Annotated in this window: 18 protein-coding genes; 12 read left to right on the plus strand and 6 right to left on the minus strand. The window is 64.7% G+C overall.

Going from position 1 to position 18,862, the window contains the following annotated elements; genetic code table 11:
- Window positions 1–40: 40 nt before the first annotated feature.
- A complete protein-coding gene (locus JKF87_RS08795) occupies window positions 41–586 on the minus strand; it encodes a DUF2061 domain-containing protein (RefSeq protein WP_201099479.1) in 546 nt (181 codons plus the stop codon).
- Window positions 587–811: 225 nt separating this feature from the next.
- On the opposite strand from JKF87_RS08795, the gene guaB reads away from it, so the two are divergent.
- The 6 genes from guaB (at window position 812) to JKF87_RS08825 (ending at window position 7,784) form a co-directional block, all read left to right on the plus strand.
- On the plus strand, window positions 812–2,269 hold the full coding sequence (gene guaB, locus JKF87_RS08800) for an IMP dehydrogenase (RefSeq protein ID WP_201099480.1): 1,458 nt from the start codon (window positions 812–814) through the stop codon (window positions 2,267–2,269).
- A gap of 4 nt (window positions 2,270–2,273) precedes the next feature.
- On the plus strand, window positions 2,274–2,666 hold the full coding sequence (locus JKF87_RS08805) for an MAPEG family protein (protein WP_201099481.1): 393 nt from the start codon (window positions 2,274–2,276) through the stop codon (window positions 2,664–2,666).
- A gap of 9 nt (window positions 2,667–2,675) precedes the next feature.
- A complete protein-coding gene (locus JKF87_RS08810) occupies window positions 2,676–3,977 on the plus strand; it encodes an RsmB/NOP family class I SAM-dependent RNA methyltransferase (RefSeq protein WP_201099482.1) in 1,302 nt (433 codons plus the stop codon).
- Window positions 3,974–4,681: a 5'-methylthioadenosine/S-adenosylhomocysteine nucleosidase gene (locus JKF87_RS08815; RefSeq protein WP_307417629.1), complete on the plus strand. Its 708-nt coding sequence runs from the start codon at window positions 3,974–3,976 to the stop codon at window positions 4,679–4,681. Before JKF87_RS08810 ends, JKF87_RS08815 begins: the two co-directional genes overlap by 4 nt.
- Entirely contained in the window at window positions 4,678–6,240 is a 1,563-nt protein-coding gene (gene guaA / locus JKF87_RS08820; RefSeq protein ID WP_201099483.1) for a glutamine-hydrolyzing GMP synthase, read from the plus strand. The genes JKF87_RS08815 and guaA overlap by 4 nt, the downstream gene beginning before the upstream one ends.
- Window positions 6,241–6,308: 68 nt before the next feature.
- Window positions 6,309–7,784, plus strand: a complete 1,476-nt coding sequence (locus tag JKF87_RS08825) for a tyrosine-type recombinase/integrase (RefSeq protein WP_442320016.1) — start codon at window positions 6,309–6,311, stop codon at window positions 7,782–7,784.
- On the opposite strand, the gene JKF87_RS08830 is transcribed toward JKF87_RS08825, so the two are convergent.
- Both JKF87_RS08830 and JKF87_RS08835 read right to left on the minus strand, forming a co-directional pair.
- Complete coding sequence (locus JKF87_RS08830; protein WP_201099484.1) at window positions 7,738–8,034, minus strand: helix-turn-helix transcriptional regulator; 297 nt, start codon at window positions 8,032–8,034, stop codon at window positions 7,738–7,740. The two genes, JKF87_RS08825 and JKF87_RS08830, sit on opposite strands and share 47 nt — an antisense overlap.
- Before the next feature lie 107 nt (window positions 8,035–8,141).
- Window positions 8,142–8,330, minus strand: a complete 189-nt coding sequence (locus JKF87_RS08835) for a hypothetical protein (RefSeq protein WP_201099485.1) — start codon at window positions 8,328–8,330, stop codon at window positions 8,142–8,144.
- 117 nt (window positions 8,331–8,447) lie between these two features.
- On the opposite strand from JKF87_RS08835, the gene JKF87_RS08840 reads away from it, so the two are divergent.
- The gene (locus tag JKF87_RS08840; protein ID WP_201099486.1) at window positions 8,448–8,906 is read left to right on the plus strand and encodes a MucR family transcriptional regulator; all 459 of its coding nucleotides are present in this window, start codon (window positions 8,448–8,450) and stop codon (window positions 8,904–8,906) included.
- A gap of 27 nt (window positions 8,907–8,933) precedes the next feature.
- On the opposite strand, the gene JKF87_RS08845 is transcribed toward JKF87_RS08840, so the two are convergent.
- The gene (locus JKF87_RS08845; protein WP_201099487.1) at window positions 8,934–9,179 is read right to left on the minus strand and encodes a hypothetical protein; all 246 of its coding nucleotides are present in this window, start codon (window positions 9,177–9,179) and stop codon (window positions 8,934–8,936) included.
- Window positions 9,180–9,423: 244 nt separating this feature from the next.
- On the opposite strand from JKF87_RS08845, the gene JKF87_RS08850 reads away from it, so the two are divergent.
- Complete coding sequence (locus JKF87_RS08850) at window positions 9,424–10,005, plus strand: hypothetical protein (protein ID WP_236261220.1); 582 nt, start codon at window positions 9,424–9,426, stop codon at window positions 10,003–10,005.
- 243 nt (window positions 10,006–10,248) lie between these two features.
- On the opposite strand, the gene JKF87_RS08855 is transcribed toward JKF87_RS08850, so the two are convergent.
- A complete protein-coding gene (locus JKF87_RS08855) occupies window positions 10,249–11,073 on the minus strand; it encodes a hypothetical protein (protein ID WP_201099488.1) in 825 nt (274 codons plus the stop codon).
- A gap of 158 nt (window positions 11,074–11,231) precedes the next feature.
- The gene (locus JKF87_RS08860) at window positions 11,232–12,374 is read right to left on the minus strand and encodes a Fic family protein (RefSeq protein ID WP_201099489.1); all 1,143 of its coding nucleotides are present in this window, start codon (window positions 12,372–12,374) and stop codon (window positions 11,232–11,234) included.
- Between the two features lie 331 nt (window positions 12,375–12,705).
- On the opposite strand from JKF87_RS08860, the gene JKF87_RS18290 reads away from it, so the two are divergent.
- From JKF87_RS18290 to JKF87_RS08880, 4 genes are all read left to right on the plus strand, one after another.
- Window positions 12,706–14,553: a hypothetical protein gene (locus tag JKF87_RS18290; RefSeq protein ID WP_370874320.1), complete on the plus strand. Its 1,848-nt coding sequence runs from the start codon at window positions 12,706–12,708 to the stop codon at window positions 14,551–14,553.
- Between the two features lie 267 nt (window positions 14,554–14,820).
- Window positions 14,821–16,926, plus strand: coding sequence for a ParB/RepB/Spo0J family partition protein (locus tag JKF87_RS08870; protein WP_201099490.1), 2,106 nt, complete (start codon window positions 14,821–14,823; stop codon window positions 16,924–16,926).
- 152 nt (window positions 16,927–17,078) lie between these two features.
- Entirely contained in the window at window positions 17,079–17,555 is a 477-nt protein-coding gene (locus JKF87_RS08875) for a thermonuclease family protein (RefSeq protein ID WP_201099491.1), read from the plus strand.
- 61 nt (window positions 17,556–17,616) lie between these two features.
- Window positions 17,617–18,525 carry a HEPN domain-containing protein gene (locus JKF87_RS08880; RefSeq protein ID WP_201099492.1) on the plus strand — a complete coding sequence of 303 codons (909 nt, stop codon included), beginning with the start codon at window positions 17,617–17,619 and terminating at the stop codon, window positions 18,523–18,525.
- Window positions 18,526–18,862: the final 337 nt, after the last annotated feature.

Consider the following 18,862-nt stretch of genomic DNA (forward strand, 5'->3'; position numbering starts at 1 on the left):
GCCTCTTTCGCCAGTCGTCAAGGGGCACGCCATAGGACGATCAGGCGGCGGCCGCCTGTTCGCGGGCGCGGCGGGCCTCGATGCGGGTCCAGATCCGGTCGTGCAGGGTGAAGAAGACGGTCTGCACCAAGGGCTCGATCATGCCGATGGCCAGGGCCGTGGTGATGTCGCGCGTCAGGGCGAAGGCCACCGTCACCGCGACGGCGAAATGCATGACGCCATAGGTGACGGTCTTCAGCGCCACCTGTTTGAGCGAGCGGGGCAGGGCGTGGCTGTGACCGCGATGGGCGTCATGGGACCGCTGCTGCTCCGCGGGCGACATGACGTCGAGGCGGGCGGTGAAGGCCTCGGTCGCCTCTTCGATGCCGGAGGCCAGTCGGCGGCGCTCGACCCGGTGCCAGACCCGGTCGTGGATCGAATAGGCGATGGTCTGGAAGATCGGCTCAACCACGCCGACCGCCAGGGCCAGGCGCCAGTCGCGGGTGATGGCGAAGGCCACCAGGATCGCCACGACCAGATGCATGACGCCGTAGCTGGCGATCTTCAGAGCCAGTTTGCGCGCGGTGTTGAGGATGACGCCGACCATGGCGTTAGAATGGTGGTCCTGCGAATGAGTTGCAAACCGGATTTTTCTATCCGCGCCATAGGCTGAGGTTTGGCGGCGGAAACAGGCACGACCATGCCGACGCCCGCGCGGTTTCAGCAATCTGTCGCCAAGCGTGATCGCGAAAGGTGGAAGATGTGGCCCGCCAGCCCTTGCGGTCGCCCCCCGCAGACCGTTATACGCGGCCCGCAAAACGGAGACTCCCCCATGGAGATACGCGAAGGACTCACCTTCGACGATGTTTTGCTCGAACCCGGTCCGTCCGAGTTCATGCCAGCCGAAGTCGATGTCTCGACCCAGCTGACGCGCGACATCAAACTGAACATCCCACTGCTGTCGTCCGCCATGGACACGGTGACGGAAAGCCGCCTGGCCATCGCCATGGCCCAGTCCGGCGGCCTGGGCGTTCTGCACCGCAACATGACCATCGAGGAGCAGGCCGATCAGGTCCGCGCCGTCAAACGCTATGAAAGCGGGATGGTGGTCAATCCGGTTACGGTCGGGCCCAAGACCACCCTGGGCGAGGTCCGCCAGATCGTCGCCGCCAAGAAGATCACCGGCTTCCCCGTCGTCGATCCCGACACCGGCAAACTGGTCGGCATGCTGACCCACCGCGACATGCGGTTTGAGAACGACCTGAACGTCACGGCGGCCTCGCTGATGACGACGGGCGACCTGATCACTGTGCGCGAAGGCGCCAGCCGTGAAGAGGCGCGCGAACTGCTGCGCACCCGCAAGATCGAACGCGTCATCGTGGTCGACGAGGACTACCGCGCGGTCGGCCTGATCACCATGAAGGACATCGAGAAGGCCCAGGCCTTCCCGAACGCCGCCAAGGACGAGCAGGGCCGCCTGCTGGTCGGCGCCGCATCGACCGTCGGCGACGCCGGGTTCGAGCGCGCCATGGCCCTGGCCGAAGCGGGCGCGGACGTGGTGGTGATCGACACCGCCCACGGACACTCCGCCTCGGTGGCGGCGGTGGTCGAGCGCATCAAGCGCGAAAGCAACCGCATCCAGATCATCGCCGGCAATGTGGCCACCTATGACGCGACGCGCGCCCTGATCGACGCGGGCGCCGATGCGGTGAAGGTGGGCATCGGTCCGGGCAGCATCTGCACCACCCGCATCGTCGCGGGCGTGGGCGTGCCGCAGCTGACCGCCGTGATGGACGCCGCCCGCGCGGCCCGCGACAGCGGTGCGCCGGTCATCGCCGACGGCGGCATCAAATACTCGGGCGATCTGGCCAAGGCCATCGCAGCGGGTGCCTCGGTGGCCATGATGGGTTCGATGTTCGCCGGAACCGACGAAAGCCCCGGCGAGGTCTTCCTGTACCAGGGCCGGTCCTACAAGTCGTATCGCGGCATGGGTTCGGTCGGCGCCATGGCGCGCGGATCTGCAGACCGCTACTTCCAGAAGGAAGTCTCGTCCGAGAAGCTGGTGCCGGAAGGCATCGAGGGCCAGACCGCCTACAAGGGACCGATCGCGCCGGTGCTGCACCAGTTGGTCGGGGGGCTGCGCGCCTCGATGGGCTATGTCGGCGGCGCCAACATCCTCGACTTCCAGAACCGGGCGCGCTTCGTGCGCATCACCGGCGCGGGCCTGCGGGAAAGCCACGTCCACGACGTGATGATCACGCGTGAGGCGCCGAACTACAGACAGGGATAAGGCCATGACGACCGAACTGACCTATCTGACTCTGACGCTGCTTCTGGCGCTGGTTCAGGTGATGCTGCCCGCAGCGGCGCGGACGGTCGAGTTTGGTTCGAAATGGAATGCGGGCGCACGAGATACGACGCCGGAGGCGAGGAAACCGCTGACGGGTCGCCTCGAGCGCGCGCAGGCCAACCTGTATGAAACCCTGCCGCTGTTCATCGGCGCAGTGCTGATCGCCCATGTGGCCGGAGCGCACGGCGTTCTGACCGCGTGGGGGACGGCCCTCTATTTCTGGGCGCGCGTCGTCTATGTGCCGCTCTACGCCCTTGGCGTGCCCTATGTCCGGTCGCTGGTCTGGCTGGTCTCGCTTGCGGGACTGGTGATGGTCATTGCGGCCCTGTTCGTCTGAAAGATCTGAGTGACCCCAGCCGCCCGTCTCGCCGCCGCCGCCTCCATCCTGGACTCCATCGCCCAGGGTCGCCAACCGGCTGAAGCCGTCCTGAAAGCCTGGGGCGGCGCAAACCGCTACGCCGGGTCCAAGGACCGGCGCGCCATCGCCGACCGCGTTTACAAAGTGCTGCGCGCGCGCGGCCGCCTGTCATGGATCATGGGTGGACGCGAGGATGGCCGCGCCCTGGTCATCGGTTCGCTGCACGCCATCGACGGCCTGCCGCTGGAGGAGATCGAAGTCCTGCACGCAGGCGACGGCTATGGCCCGCGTCCGCTGTCGAAACAGGAGCGCAGCCGCATCACGGCAGGGCAGGGCGAACTGCCCGGCTGGGTCGCCGCCGGTCTGCCCGAGTTCGTGGTCGAGGATTTCAAGGCCACCTTCGGCGAGCGCTGGGCCGACGAAGCCCACGCCCTGATGGCGCCGCGCGCGCCCATCGACCTGCGCGTCAACGGCGCGGTCGCCACGGTGGAGGAGGTCGAGGTCGAACTGCGCGAGGCCGGTCTGGACGTTTCGCGGACGCCCTGGTCCGAATGGGGCCTGCGCGTGCCGTCCGAGCCGCCGCCCAACATCCAGGCGCTGGAAGGTTTCAAGGCCGGCAAGTTCGAGATTCAGGACGAAGGCAGTCAGGTCGTCTGCTGGCTGGCGGGCGCTGAACCCGGCACGACGGTGGTGGACTACTGCGCGGGCGGCGGCGGCAAGACCCTGGGTCTGGCCCAGGCCATGGGCGCGCAAGGCAAGCTGGTCGCGTCTGACGTGGTGAACAAGCGTCTGGAGAACATCCGCCCCCGTCTGCAACGCGCAGGCGTCGAGGCGGATCTGGTTTTGATCGGTCAGAACGGCGGCGGTCTGGAGGACCTGAACGGTCAGGCCGATCTGGTCTTCGTCGATGCGCCCTGCTCGGGCTCCGGCACCTGGCGTCGCCGCCCCGAGGACGCCTGGCGTCTGACGGCGGAAGAGGTTGAGAAGCTGCACGGCCTGCAGGTCCGCATCCTGGGTCAGGCCGCCAAGCTGGTGAAGCCGGGCGGGCGTCTGGTCTATGTCACCTGCTCGATGCTGGCGCGTGAGAACGAGGCCAGCGTGGACGCGTTCGAGGCCGCCAACAGCGATTTCCGGCCTGTCGCCGTCGCTGAGCTTCTGTCGGCGGGGCAACTGACCGACGCGGCGCGGGCCAGGTTCAACGAACTGACCGACGGCGCGCGTCTGCGGCTGTCGCCCCTTTCGGCTGACACCGACGGCTTCTTCGCCGCCGTTTACGAGCGCACGGCGTGAGTGCTGGGCGCCAGGAGCGATACGGCGACGTCTCGGTCCTGTGCGTCATGGCGGCCCCGGCTGAGTACGGCGAAGACCTGCGCGCCCGCATCCAGCCCCTGATGACTGGCATCGGTCCGGTCGAGGGAGCGGTGGTGCTGAGCGCCGCCCTGGCGCGGCTGGAGGCGGTGGGGGACCTGCCGGACCTGATCGTGTCGCTGGGGTCGTGTGGATCGCGGGTGCTGGAGCACGCCGTGGTCTATCAGGCCTCCTCCGTGGCCTATCGCGACATGGACGCCAGCCCGTTGGGCTTTCCCAAGGGGGTGACGCCGCTGCTGAACCAGCCTGCGGTCCTGCCACTGCCGTGCCCCATTCCCGGCGTGCCGGTCGCGCGCCTGTCGACCGGCGGGAACGTCGTGTCCGGCGCCGCCTATGACGCCATCGACGCCGAGATGGTGGACATGGAGACCTGGGCCCTGGTCCGCGCCGCCCAGACGTTCGGCGTGCCTCTGATCGCCCTTCGCGGCGTGTCGGACGGTCGCGCCGAGCTGAAGGCTCTGGAGGACTGGACCTCCACCCTGCATCACGTCGATCAGAATCTGGCCATCACGTTGGACCGGCTGATCGAAGTGCTTGAGGCCGACGGCCTCGCCGCCCTTGAACTTTCGGCCTTACCCGGCCAAGACCCCGCGCAACTTCCCGCCCCGGATTCGATCACGTCATGACCGCACCCAAAGACCACCAAAAGGTCCTCATCGTCGATTTCGGCAGCCAGGTGACTCAGCTGATCGCGCGTCGCCTGCGCGAGGCCAGCGTCTATTGCGAAATCCATCCGTTCCAGAAGGCCGAGGCCGCGCTGGCGGCCATGAACCCGGCAGCCATCATCCTGTCCGGCGGCCCCGAAAGCGTCCACGAGGAAGGCAGCCCCCGCGCGCCCCAGTCCGTGTTCGAGGCGGGCGTGCCGGTGCTGGGCATCTGCTACGGCGAGATGACCATGTGCGAACAACTGGGCGGAAAGGTCGAAGGCGGCCACACCCGCGAGTTCGGTCGCGCCGAGATCACGGTCCAGAAGGCCTCGCCCCTGCTGGCGGACCTGGCCCCGGTCGGCGAAGAGGAAACCGTCTGGATGAGCCACGGCGACAAGATCGTCGCCATTCCCGAAGGCTTCGACGTCGTCGCCTCGTCGCAGGGTTCGCCCTATGCGGTGATCGCCGATGAGGCCCGTCGTTTCTATGGCGTGCAGTTTCACCCCGAGGTGATGCACACCCCGCGCGGCCATCAGATGCTGAAGAACTTCACCCACGGCATCGCCGGGCTGAAGGGCGACTGGACCATGGCGGCCTATCGCGACGAAAAGATCGCCCAGATTCGCGAACAGGTCGGCGACGCCAAGGTGATCTGCGGTCTGTCGGGCGGCGTGGATTCGTCGGTCGCCGCCGTGCTGATCCATGAGGCCATCGGCGACCAGCTGACCTGCGTCTTCGTCGACACCGGCCTGCTGCGTAAAGACGAGGCCAAACAGGTCACCACCCTGTTCCGCGAGCACTACAACATCCCCCTGATCCACGTGGATGCGTCGAAGGAATTCCTCGGCGAACTGGCCGGTCAGTCGGACCCCGAGACCAAGCGCAAGACCATCGGCCGCGTCTTCATCGAGATCTTCGATCGTGAGTCCGCCAAGATCGACGGCGCCGAGTTCCTGGCCCAGGGCACCCTGTATCCCGACGTGATCGAGAGCGTGTCCTCGTCCAGCGGCAAGGCCCATGTCATCAAGAGCCACCACAATGTCGGCGGCCTGCCGGACTATATGAAGCTGAAGCTGGTCGAGCCGCTGCGCGAGCTGTTCAAGGACGAGGTCCGCGCCCTGGGCCGTGAACTGGGCCTGACCGACGCCTTCGTGGGCCGCCACCCGTTCCCCGGACCGGGTCTGGCCATCCGCATTCCCGGCGAGATCACCCCCGACGCCGTCGCCACGCTGCAAGACGCCGACGCCATCTATCTGGAGGAAATCCGCAAGGCCGGCCTCTATGACGACATCTGGCAAGCCTTCGCCGTCCTGCTGCCGGTCAAGACCGTCGGCGTCATGGGCGACGCTCGCACCTACGAAAAAGTCCTGGCCCTGCGCGCCGTCACCTCAACCGACGGCATGACCGCCGACTTCTACCAGTTCCCCTGGGACGTCCTGGCCAAAACCGCCACCCGCATCATTAACGAAGTCCGCGGCGTGAACCGCGTCGTCTATGACGTTACGTCCAAGCCGCCGGGCACGATCGAGTGGGAATGATTCAGGGCTTTCGGCATCTTTCGACGCCACTTCCGAATCTACCATTAAATCATTGACTTACAAGATAAATGTCTTCGCTGCCTCTCGGTACCTATCGAGGGGCAGCGAACGCAATTGTCGGCTTGCCAGACGGTCATGCGCCCATTGCCTTCGATGGCTTCGATTCATACCGTCATAGGGCTGAGGGTGTCCTGACGGTCTTTTTCGCGATCCAAGCTATGGATTTGGTTGAAGAAAAAGCTGCCCAGAGACCCCGAAAGCGCCTGACGGTCTTTTGGAGTGAAAATGGCATGCTAACCGACACTGAACTACGAAATACGCGAGGAAAATCAAAACAGTACAAAAAGACCGACAGGGACGGTTTGTACGTGCTCGTAACACCGTCAGGAGGCATCGCTTTCAAGTACGACTACCGCTTCAACGGGCGGCGCGAGACGGTCACCTTCGGCACCTACGGACCGGCGGGTCTGTCACTCGCTAAGGCGCGCGAGAAGCTGATCGACGCCAAGCGCCAGATCGCTGAGGGCGTATCGCCGGCGCTGGACAAGCAGCGCGTGAAGCGCCGGCTAAAGGAGGCGCAGAGCTTTGAGCAGGTGGCCAACCGGTGGATGGATCACGCCCCGATGGCGGACAGCACCCGTCAGATGCGCAGGTCCATTTTTGTTCGGGAGGTCTTGCCCCAATGGCGGAACAGGCTCCTGAATGAAATCACGCCTAATGACCTGCGCGCGCACTGTCTGTCGATCGTGGAGCGCGGTGCGCCGGCGACGGCCATTCACGTCCGAGACATCGTCAAACAGATCTACGGCTACGCGATCCTGCATGGCGAGAAGATCGCCAATCCCGCCGATGACGTCGGGCCGTCGTCGATCGCTACTTTCCGACCCCGCGACCGCGCTCTGTCGCCGTCGGAGGTCCGCATCATGCTTGGCCTCTTGGGGGATGTGGCCACGCTGCCGACGATCCGCCTTGGCCTGAAGTTCATCCTGCTCAGCATGGTTCGTAAGAGCGAGCTCCAGGACGGCGTCTGGGACGAGGTCGATTTCGAGAATGCGGTCTGGTCGATCCCCAAGGAGCGGATGAAGCGCTCGCGACCGCACAACGTCTACCTCTCGACCCAGATGCTGGACATCCTGATCGCGCTCAAGACCTGCGCCGGAAACTCCCACTACATCCTGCCGTCCCGCTATGACGCCGACGCGCCCATGTCTCGCGCCACCTTTAACCGCGTGACCACGGCGATCGCCGAGCGAGCCGAGAAGAACGGATTGCCATTGGAGCCCTTCACCGTCCACGACTTGCGTCGCACGGGTTCGACCCTTCTTCATGAGATGGGCTTCAACTCCGACTGGATCGAGAAATGTCTCGCCCACGAGGAGCGGTCTTCGCGGGGCGTTTACAACAAGGCGGAGTTCGAGAACCAAAGGCGACACATGGCCCAACAGTGGTCGGACGCCGTCGACGCCTGGGAGGCGGGGAGGCCGTTCACGCCGGTCCTCACGGTTCCAGAAACGAGCGGCCCTCGCTTCGATCCGAGGATTTGACGGGGCGGCTGATGCGTTTGCGAACATCCGGCGGCGCGGCCCGTGCGATCGGCTTGGCCCTGCGCAGGGCCAACCAAGCCTCCACTTCTCCCAAGTCCCAGACCACGCAGCGAGGCGATAGCAGGAACCGCCTGGGGAACTGACCCCGCTGTTCCATCTCCCAAATCGTGCTGTCAGCCAGCGGGATGATCTGGCGGAGTTGGTTCTTCTTGATCGTGCGCTTCAGCAGCGGTTCGTTCGCCTGGGCCATCGGAAAAACTCCCTTGGATACGACTCAAGGGAATCCGAAAGCTGGCGACGACGAAATCCGCATCCTTGCCTAGGGAGCTTCGCAACCGTGAGCCTACGGATTGAGAACTAGTTTGGCTGGAAGGATCGTCCGAGGTCGCCCATAAGGACCCAGCCGGCATTGGTCGGGCGATATCCGCCCTTGGTGGTGGCTTCCGCCAGGCCCAGGACGGCCAACTCCCGTCCCCTGTTCACGGAACCGCGTCGCGCGGGTTCAACAAGATCGAGCAGGGCTTCAATACGTTCGGCGTCGTTCATGTGGCTTGTATGGCTGCCCTATCCGTCATGGCAAAGTCGGAATACGCAGACCGACGGACGAACTTGGCGCTGCCCCTCCCGACGGGTTATAGCAAAGGTTCAGTAACGGAGAGCTGCGTGTCGGACTCAAGCAATGACGGCCTTCTGGCGATGACCGTCGGCATCGTCGGCACCTATGTCGCGGCGAACCGCATCGATCCGGGTGCACTGCCGACCCTGATCCAGACTGTGCATGGAAGCCTCCACGATTTGAACGCGCCTCTTGAAGCCGGACAGGCGGAGCAGCCGGAGAGACTGACTGCTGCGCAGATCCGCAAGCTCGTGACGCCGGCCGGGATCATCAGCCTGATCACCCAAAAGCCATTTAAGTCGATGAAACGCCACATCACGACCCACGGCTATACGCCCGAGAGCTACCGCATTCACTTCGGTCTGCCGACAGACTTCCCGATGGTTCATCCAGACTATGCCGCAGCGCGGTCGGCCCTGGCCAAGTCGATGGGCCTGGGGCAGGGCGGCCGTCAGAAGAAGAAGGCGGCCCCGGTGGCCAAACGCGCGCGCAAGCCGAAGGCCTGAGGCGACATCATCCTGACGTGGGTAGGCTCAGTTGAGCGCCGAGCAGGGTATGTCCGGCTGCGGGAAATCGATGAGGCTCTCGACCATCGCGTCAATCTCAGCATGCAGTTCGGTGACGTCGTGGTTCGGGAAGCGATCGGTCGCCGCCTCGCGCCAAGCCGCTTTTAGCACCTCGCGGCATTCGTCGGGGTTGAGGTCGTTGAGGTAGATCAGCCCTCGCGCGGCCAGCAGGCGCTTGGCGACGATACCCGCGCGAACGGCGAGATCAGCCATGATCTCTTCCTCATCCCTGGTGTTCGGCTTCTTGGGCACCTGAGCTTCCCGTGGCGGCCAGTTGGCCAGCTTGCTGCGCCTGTTATCTCACATCCGATCTTGTACCCCGACAAGTCCCGGTTGAAGTTCTGCGGGCTGCAATAGCAATCCGCAAGCGGATGCAAGCTGAGTTCGTGCATGGATTTTGAATCAAAATCGTTTCCATGTTTCGTTATGGCTTCCCGTCTAGGTCGCGAAGGAATGGATGATGTCCGCGCTCAGTGATGTGAAAAAACGGCTTCGACCTGGCCAGGTCTATCGGCGCCAGGATTTCGAGAGATGGTCCAATGCCGTAGATCGGCACCTCCGCCAGCTCCAGGACGAAGGGCGGCTGGAAAAGGTGTCCGGCGGCCTCTACCTGGCGCCGCGCGAGACCCGATTTGGCAAGGCTCCGGCCAAACCTGAGAAGCTGGTCGAGAGGTTCCTGAAGGATGATCGGTTCCTCCTGGTTTCTCCCAGCGCCTACAATGGTCTCGGCGTTGGCACGACCCAGCTCTACAACGAGTCTGTCGTCTACAACCTCAAGCGTCACGGACGCTTTGATCTTGGTGGCCAGACTTACGACTTTCGGAAGAAACCTTCTGTTCCCCGGCGGTTGACGCAAGAGGTGCTACTCGTCGACCTGCTTCAAAATCTCGATCGCCTTGGTGAGCCCAGACTGGAAATACTCCCGCGCGCTTTGGCGCGTGCCCGTCAAATGAACCCTGCACGACTGTTGAAGGCTGCAAGGGATTTCGGCTCCGTGCGGTCAGAGAGATTGCTCAGACAAGCTTTGGAGACAGCCTGAGTGGCAAAGACCTGGAGTGGCGGCCCACAGCGATGAGGATCGCCGTTCAATCATGCTTCCAGGGAGGAGGGGGCGGGCCAGGAACTTCTGTGTAGAAGCCCGGCGTTTCACCGCCAACCGCTACCGACGCACTGGGCGCCCCCTGGCTCTGGATTGGCGCCTATCGTCCCGGAGCCCGCCGCCGGTGATCCTATCGCAGTGGCGCGACCGGGTTCAATGCCCACGCTCGCGATACTAGATCCGTTAGCTGGTGAGGCGGCCTCCGATGCACAGACGCACATCGCCGAACATTTCATCGACCAGCTCGTCCATCGCTCCCTCATCAAACCAATAGGCCTCGTCAGGATGTCGTGGCCCATCATCTTCCGGTGCTGGCGCCACGGCGTCGGCATGGAACTCAAGCGCGTGAAGACGCGAAGGTGACACGGGATCGAGCTTGTCGATGTCGTCTCGCGCCGCGGTCAGCCACGCCTTCATGGCCGGGGTCGGCGGGTCGAAGCAACGTTCAAGAACGTCCAGAAATGCGCGCAGCCGTGCCGCTTCCTCCCACTGAGCAGCCAAGGTTCGGACCACCACTGGCCGTCGTTTCCGCTCCTGTTCCTTGAACACGCGATGCGCTGTCTGTCGTCGGGCTATCTCCGCTTCGCGCTGGTAAGCCTCGTACCTGGCGTCGTGAGACGCTTTTTCCCGGGCCAGGCGTTCAAAATGCAGGATGAGACGGCTGGCTTGTGTCTCCAGAAGCTTGCCGGGTCTGTCCGTCCAGCGGCGCTTTCCGCCCCAACCTTCCATCTGGATGATGAGGGTCAGAAGGCCGGATGGCTCCCACGCCTGCCGCCATTGAACGGCGTCCTTGCGGTAGCCCGGGTCCTTACGGGTCAAGCGCTCCCGTACGGCGCGACCGGCCTCGTAGATTTCAAGAGTGAAGGCATGGCCGTCGACGTGCAGGGAGCCGGGTTCGGCGTGATGACCCCGTGCTTCCGCCTCTCTGTAGAAGGCGCTCTCGATTTGAAGGGCGCGCCGGTCAAGCGGGTCCATCTTCTCCCAATCGCCGGAAGACAGACGGCCCATTGAAAGCGGATGTAACTCTTCCACCGGAGAGACGCGCGGCTTGTTCCTGCTGGGGGGCATGAGCATTCCTCATCGTGCCAGGTGACGTGTCTCGCGGCGTGCTAGCGCCCTGACCCGTTCACGAGGGCTGGACTCTAAGTCAGTGCCCAACGGCTGGCCTAGAGGATGTCGACAACCTTCACGGAAATGGCCGGCAGGACCGCGATGTTCAGATGGTAGCGCGTGGATTTGTTCTCGCCTGTCCTCCGCACCGCTCCCATGCCAACGAGGGCTGCCAGGTCGCGAGTCGCCGTTGCAGGCGGAGCGGTGGTGATTTTCATGTAGTTGGCCGCGCTCATCCCGCCCAGGAAGCCGTCCGGCCCTGCCGCGAAGAGACGCAACAAGGCCCTCTCCTGACGCTCATTCAGTTGGCTGCCAATCCGATCCAGCAGGCGCGCCTTCTCCAGCACGAACTCGACCTGTCGCAAGGTGTGCTGTTGGGCCTCGATGGCCTTGGCCGCGAACCACAGCAGCCAATCGGTGATTTCCAACTCGCGATGCGCGCGCTCGAGTTCCGCGTAATAGGCTTTCCGATGCTTCAACAGGGTGCTGGCCATGCCTGTAATCGCAGGGGCGCTCAGGCTCTGGGCCAGTATCTTCTCGCTGACGGCCCTGCCGACGCGGCCATTGCCGTCCTCGAACGGGTGGATGCTTTCAAACCATAGATGCGCCAAACCCGCGCGGGTGACGGCTGGCAAGGCTGCGTCGCCGGCGGGTCCGCTTCGCTCCATCCATTGCCAGAACCGCGCCATCTCATTTGCGACTTCGTCGGAAGGCGGAGCCTCGAAATGCACCTTTGGCGCATGCAGGGGGCCGGAAACGATCTGCATTGGATCGACGTGGGTCCGGTAACGGCCGATGTCCTTCAGATCGGTTCGGCCGTTGGCGATGAGCCGGTGCCAGTGGAAGAGAACGCCTTCGGTCAGGGGTGCGGCGGACCGCTCGTAGAGATCGACCATCATCTCGGCGATCCCTGCCTCCGCGGGCGAGGCCCGGCGATGGTCGGTCTGAAGGCCAAGATGTCGGCGGATGGACGATTGGACGCTGTCCCGGTCCAGCGGCTCGCCTTCGATCGCTGAGGTATCCACGGCTTCGTGGCTCATGAGTTCGATGGTGAGGCTGTTGCGTTCTTCGACGCTCAGGTGTTTGGAGGCGCCGATCACTACGCCCGCGCCCTCGGCAAAGAGGGCTTCCGCGCGCGTGAGCCTGTGCCGATCCCAGCTAAATTCCGGCCAGGCGTCCTGTTGCCAATTCCACATCATGATCGATATCTACGAGATTTATCGATCAAATAGTAGGAAATTGTGATCGATAAATGTGCAGCCTATCGATCATTCGGGTCCTACGACCTCAGCGAAGAATTCCACGGGCGTTCGGGAATGGGGTCGGCGGCTCCGCCCCGACGCCGCCGGCGCCAGCTTTCGGAAGCATCCCCAGGTTTGAGGGGATCCGATTGAGGGGCCTCGCAATCTCGGAGCGTCTCTTCATCCGCCGCCATTCCGTGCGGTCGTCGATGGAGCCCCTATGTCTGCCTGCGCGTCGCCTGACCTGTCCAACCCGTCCGCCCGTAAACGGGGACGTCCGCCCTTGCCGGTGGTTCTTCATCCCGACCCGCAGTGGCCGGATGACGACGATCCCGAGGACTTTCATGAGGCCCTGGCTGGTCAGATGAAACGCCACGGCGACACGGCTCACAGTCTGCATCGAGCGGTCAAATCTCAGGACGGGCTCACGGATCGCAAGACCCTGTCGGAATGGCGGCGCGGCATGAAGTCGCCGCAGACCCCGGCCAGCCTCAAGGTGATCGATCTGATCGAGTTCCGTTATCGGCTGGAGCCGGGTCGGCTACGTGGCAAACTCAAACCCCATCGCGCGACAAAGGGCCAGGCGCCGACCGGCGTCGGCACGGCCGAGGCGCGTCGACTGGCCTGGCATCTGCCGGACGATTTTCGACAGCGATCGGCCAAGGAGCAAGCCGAAATCCTCGCCTGGGTCCGCAAGCGGATTCTGACAGGCGGCACGGCCTACAGTCTCTATCACTCCAAGGCTGCGCGCCACCGGTTCGCCTTCCGCTTCGACGAAGCCAGCGTGCCGACAAGGGAGGGACGCCAGACGGGATCGGCGAATCTGGCCGCGCCTCCACAGTTGCAGGCCGAGATGCGGTCGCTCATCCAGTTCAAATCCGCGACCCTTACAGACCTGGGCTTTCAGCGTTCGGGGGTCTGGGGACCGGAGACGGCCGCCCAGCGGGGCGAGCATCTCGCCTTGTTGTTCGGAGCCTTGGCCGCCAGTTCGGACGGCGAGGTGAAAGGGGCGGGGGCCGTGCCTGAAGATCTGTCGCTTGCCCTGTTGGTCTGCCCGCCGGTCTGGGACTGGTACATCCAGTGGCGTGAGCAGAGGCGAGGCTTCTTCACCGGCTGGGAGTCGGAGATGCTCCTGCTCGCGGCGGCCCTGACCCGGGTGGAGTTCGGTTGGCTGCGCCAATGCCCGTGGCTGGCCGAACGGCTCCGGCCGATCCCCGGGGTGCTGACGCAAGCCGATATCGAAACCGTCCAGGCCGACTGGGACGTGGCCTGCGAACGGATGAACCGGCATGCGTTGTCCCGGGCGCGAGAGGTGCAGCGCGTCGCGCGTGTCCACCGCGATCCGTTCGAGCCGCTGCTTCCCATTCTCGAGGCCGCGAGCCCGGTGGGCGAATATCTCAAGATCGCCGAGGAGGTGCTGCGGTACATGCCGGATGCCCGTCGCCATCCTCGCGCGGCGGCCGAGACGGTGCGCGGGTTCCTCATGCTGCGGTTAGGGCTCCACCTCGGTGTCCGGCAAAAGAACCTTCGACAGATGCTCGTCTGTCCAAAGGGCAAGACCCCGAGGCGCGAACGCGAACTGGAGCAGTTGAAGCGTGGCGAACTGCGGTGGAGCGACCGCGACGGCGGGTGGGAGGTCTTCATACCCTGCGCGGCGTTCAAGAACGCCGGCTCCGCCTACTTTTCCAAGAAGCCCTTCCGGCTCGTACTGCCCGATCTCGGCGGTCTCTACGCCATGATCGACGCCTATCTTGAACGGCACCGGGCCCTGCTGCTGGCGAACGCGAACGATCCGGGGACCTTCTTCATCAAGACGGTCAAGGCCAAGAGTCGGGACGCGGCCTACAACCAGACGACCTTCTACGAGGCGTGGCGGCTGATGATTCAGCGATACGGCATCCGCAATCCCTGGACCGGCCGCGGGGCGATCGAGGGTCTGTTGCCGCACGGGCCACACAGCGTTCGCGACGTTCTGGCGACCCACGTCCTGAAGGTCACCGGATCCTACGAGCAGGCGAGCTATGCGATCCAGGACACGCCCAAGACGGTCGCAGACCACTACGGGCGCTTCCTGCCACAGGACAAGGCGGCTTTGGCGGCCAAGGTTCTCAACGAGGTCTGGAATGTCGCCGCCTGACTTTGCGACGGCAGCAACGTGAAGCGCTAGGGGCTCTGCCCCCGCGCAGGCCAGGGTGAAGCGGCTTCGCCGCCGGACCGGCCGGTCTCCCCGACCTTCCGCGCCGGCGAGGGTCGTCATGACTGGAATGGGCGTCAGGCTTGTGCAGGCCGGGCGATCCCCTCCGGCCGGTCCGCCCTGGCCTTTGCTACCCCGCTCTCGCCGAGGGGCAGGGTTTCAGGCGCGCAGTTCGCGTGCCTGCAACCCATGCCCAAAGGAGGCAGAGACATGACTGCTCAATCCATCGAAACGACAGCGACGGTCGCCGCGAGCGCGGCGCCCCTTGATATGTCCCGTGTGGCGGACAACGAACTTGTGCACGGCGCCGAGATCATCGTGCCGCTGAACAAGCTCAAGGCCTCGCCGAAGAACGCGAGGAAGACGCCGCATGCGACGGCGACCATCGAGGCCTTCGCGGCCTCGATCAAGGCCAAGGGGGTCTTGCAACCGCCTGTGGTCGAGATCGAGCGGAAGGAAGACGGGACCGCGACCGGCAACTATCTCGTCACCATCGGCGAAGGGCGTCGGCAGGGGCTTCGGCTGCTGGCCAAGCGCAAGCAGATCAAGAAGACGCATCCGGTGCGCGTCATCCTCGACACCGAGAACGATGCCCACGAGATCAGCCTTGACGAGAATATGACCCGGGAGGCCATGCACCCCGCCGACCAGTTCGAGGCCTTCCAGCGGCTGGCCGTCGAAAAGGGCTACGGCCCCGAGGAGATCGGCGCCCGGTTCGGAGTGTCGGCCCATGTGGTGCGCCAGCGTCTGCGGCTGGCGTCGGTGGCGCCCGAGTTGATCGAGACCTATCGGGCGGGTGGACTGACCATGGACCAGTTGATGGGCTTCGCCGTCAGCGAGGACCACGACCGCCAGCGTCAGGTGTTCGACCGCATCGCCCAGAACACGCCGGGCTACGCCGTCCGGCGCTACATGACCGAGGCCAAGGTCGAACTCGACGAGCGGCGCGCCCGGTTCGTCGGAGTAGAGGCCTATGAGGCGGCGGGCGGCGTGGTGCTGCGCGACCTCTTCACCGAGGACGGCGCGGGCTGGCTGGACGATATCGGTCTTCTGGACCGGCTGGTTCAGGACAAGCTGGACGGGCTGGCCGAGGAGGCCCGCGAGCGGGAGGGCTGGAAATGGGCCTCAGCCCATTTCGACTTCCCTTATGGCGAGACCTACAGCCGGGTCTATGCGCGAGCCGTCGAGCGTTCGGAGGAGGCGGCGAACGCCATCATCGCCTTGTCGGAAGAGTACGACCAACTGGTCGTCGAGATCGAGGACGCCGAGGAGCCCTCGCCCGAGCGGGACGCCCGGCTGGAGGAGATCGACGCGGCCCTTCAGGCCTACGGCCCGGACTTCGCCTTTACGGCGGACGATCTGGCCCGATCCGGCGTCATCGTCACCCTCGGCTATGACGGTCTCGCTCGCTTCGAGCGCGGCCTGGTCCGGCCAGAGGACGTGGTGGTCGAGCCGCAGGACGAGACGTCCGGAGAGGAGCCGGGCGCGGACAGCGGCGCTGGCGGCGGCGAGGCGGTGCGGGGAGAAGAAACCGGTGGCGACGAGCCGGAGGCCGACGAGGGTCTGGCGCCCCTGTCGGAGCGCCTGGTCATCGACTTGACGGCCCACCGGACGGCGGGGTTGCGCGATGCGCTGGCGCACGACGCGACCCTGACCCTCACCGTCGTGGTTCACGCCATGGCGCTTCAAACCTTCTATCCCGGCTATGACCAAACCTCGCCGATGTCGCTTCGCCTCGGCTTCTTGGGGCTGGAGCGGCTGGCGCCGGGGGTGAGCGAGAGCCCGGCGGGTCTGCGCATCAATGAGCGGGGCGAGCAGTGGCGGGCGCGTTTGCCCGCCAAGGTGCAGGAGCTGTGGTCGGCCTTGCTCGATCTTCCCGGATCGGACCTGCTGGACCTGATGGCTCATTGCGCCTCGCTGGCAGTCAGCGCCGTGCGCGATCCGCACGACCGGCGTGTCGGGGCTTGGGCTCAGGCCGAAGTGTTGGCTACGGCGGTCTCACTCGACATGACCACCACCTGGATCGCCACCACCGCCAGCTACTTCTCCCGCGTCGCCAAGGCGCGAATGCTGGAGGCCGTGGAGGAAGCGGTCGGCAAGCCGGACGCAGAGCGGATCGCCGGGTTCAAGAAGGCGGATATGGGGGATGCGGCGGAGTTGCTGGTCGCGGGCAAGGGGTGGCTGCCGCCGCTGTTGCGGACGAAGCCAGCGGTGACGCTGGACGCGTCCGGGGACGTGGAGATCGAAGGAGCCGGGGAGGGCGAGGCGCCCGCCCCGACGGGCAACGACGAAGCCTATTCGTTCGCAGCGGAGTGAGCGGCTGGAACAGACTGCGCTCCCTTGCGGGCGCGCAGTCTGTTCGGTCTGCCCGTACGGATGCGCGCGGTCGGGCGCTCGCGCCGCCTTCGTCGCCGCTCGCGCAAAAACCGGGACCCTCCTCACCCAGCTTTGCGGTATGCAGGTTGAGCATGCGTGTCTTGATTCCCGTTCTGGTCTGCCTCGCGGCTTGCGCGCCTGAGCCGCCCACGGTGGTCGGCCGCGCCTCGGTCATCGATGGCGACACTCTCGAAATCCACGACCAGCGCATCCGGCTCTGGGGGGTAGACGCGCCCGAGGGTCGGCAGTCCTGCGATGACGCGCAAGGGAAGCCCTACGCCTGCGGTCGCATGTCGGCCAACCGGCTCGACCAGCATATCCAGGGCCGCCCCGTCTCGTGTTTCGAGGAGGACATCGACCGCTATGGGCGATCGGTTGCGCGCTGCCAAGTCGGCGATAAGGACATCGGCGCTTGGATGGTCCGGCAGGGTCAGGCGGTCCGGTACGCCCGCTACGCCGGAAGCGCCTATGTGGTCGAGGAGGCCGCCGCGAAGCGCGACCGCGCGGGCGTCTGGGCCGGGCGCTTCACCGAGCCTGAAACCTGGCGCCGCGAGGGCCGGGGCCGATGAGCGACCGGTCGAGGCCCTAGACGCTTGCAGTCTGACGCCTCATCAGGGAGACTCTGAGACGATGAAGAAGACCCTCGATCATCTGCCGCTGCGCAAGCAGGCTGAACTCCGTCAGGTGGTGGAGACCGTTCGTGCGGCCTTCGAAGAGGCGACCTCGACTCGCCGCGCCGCGCGGTTAAAAGACGGCAAGATTCTCAAGATCATCCTCTACGGAAGCTATGCGCGCGGCGACTGGGTGCACGACCCCGTCGGGCGCTACTTCTCGGATTTCGATCTGCTGATCATCGTCGATCATGAAGACCTGACCGACGGGGAATTCTGGCATGAGGCCGAAAACCGGACCATGCCGATCGGTCCGGATATCCGCACCCCGGTCAGCCTGATCGTCCATTCGCTCGACGACGTGAACGAGCAGCTGGATCGCGGTCGCTATTTCTTCGCCGGCATCGTGCGCGAGGGCGTGTTACTCTACGACACGCCGGGATCGAAGCTGCACACACCGGCGGACCTGAAGGCGCGCGTGGCGCTGGCGGAGGCGGAGCGCCATTACGAGCAATGGACGGCGAGCGCCGCAAGTTTCCGGAAGGTGGCGGCATTCTGCATCGCCGAGAATGAGCCGAACTTGGCCGCGTTCAACTTCCATCAGACGGCAGAACATCTCTATCACTGCCTTCTGCTGGTCGTGACGCTCTACAGCGGCAAGGCCCACAACCTCGCCTTCCTTCGCAAGAAGGCCGAGGCCATAAGTCCCCGTCTCGCCGAGGCTTGGCCCCGCGAGACCAAGTTCGAACGCCGTTGTTTCGAACTACTTCGCGAAGCGTATGTGAAGGCGCGTTATTCTGAGCATTACAAAATCACCAGTGAGGAACTGGCTTGGCTGTCAGCGCGGATGGATGTGCTTCGCGCGCGAACGGATGACGTCTGCAAGGCGAGGCTGGCTCAACTCCGTGCGGCTGCTGTCGCTGACTAGAATTTCTGTCTCTCGATACCCTCTTCTAATGACTGCAACTGACTTACGCTGTTTGAAAACGCCTCCGGAATGAGCAAATAGGTGGCGAGCGAGCTTGGTGCGTTTTTACACGGCCTCGACTCGAAGCGGATTTCGGAAGTGTCCGCTTTCGGCTAGGGACGGCTGCTATCGTGGGGCATGCCGGAGAAGTCGAGATCAAGCCAATCTTCGATGTCATCCTCGAAATTCTTGACAAATAAGCGTGACGTGCCCCTGAGAATTTCCTCCACGCGGAGCTAGAGTCCGGCCCTTGAAAGGACGGACGGAATGAAACGAGCGAGATTCACGGAAGAGCAGA

The organism is Brevundimonas nasdae, assembly GCF_016654005.1.
Lineage (GTDB): Bacteria > Pseudomonadota > Alphaproteobacteria > Caulobacterales > Caulobacteraceae > Brevundimonas > Brevundimonas nasdae.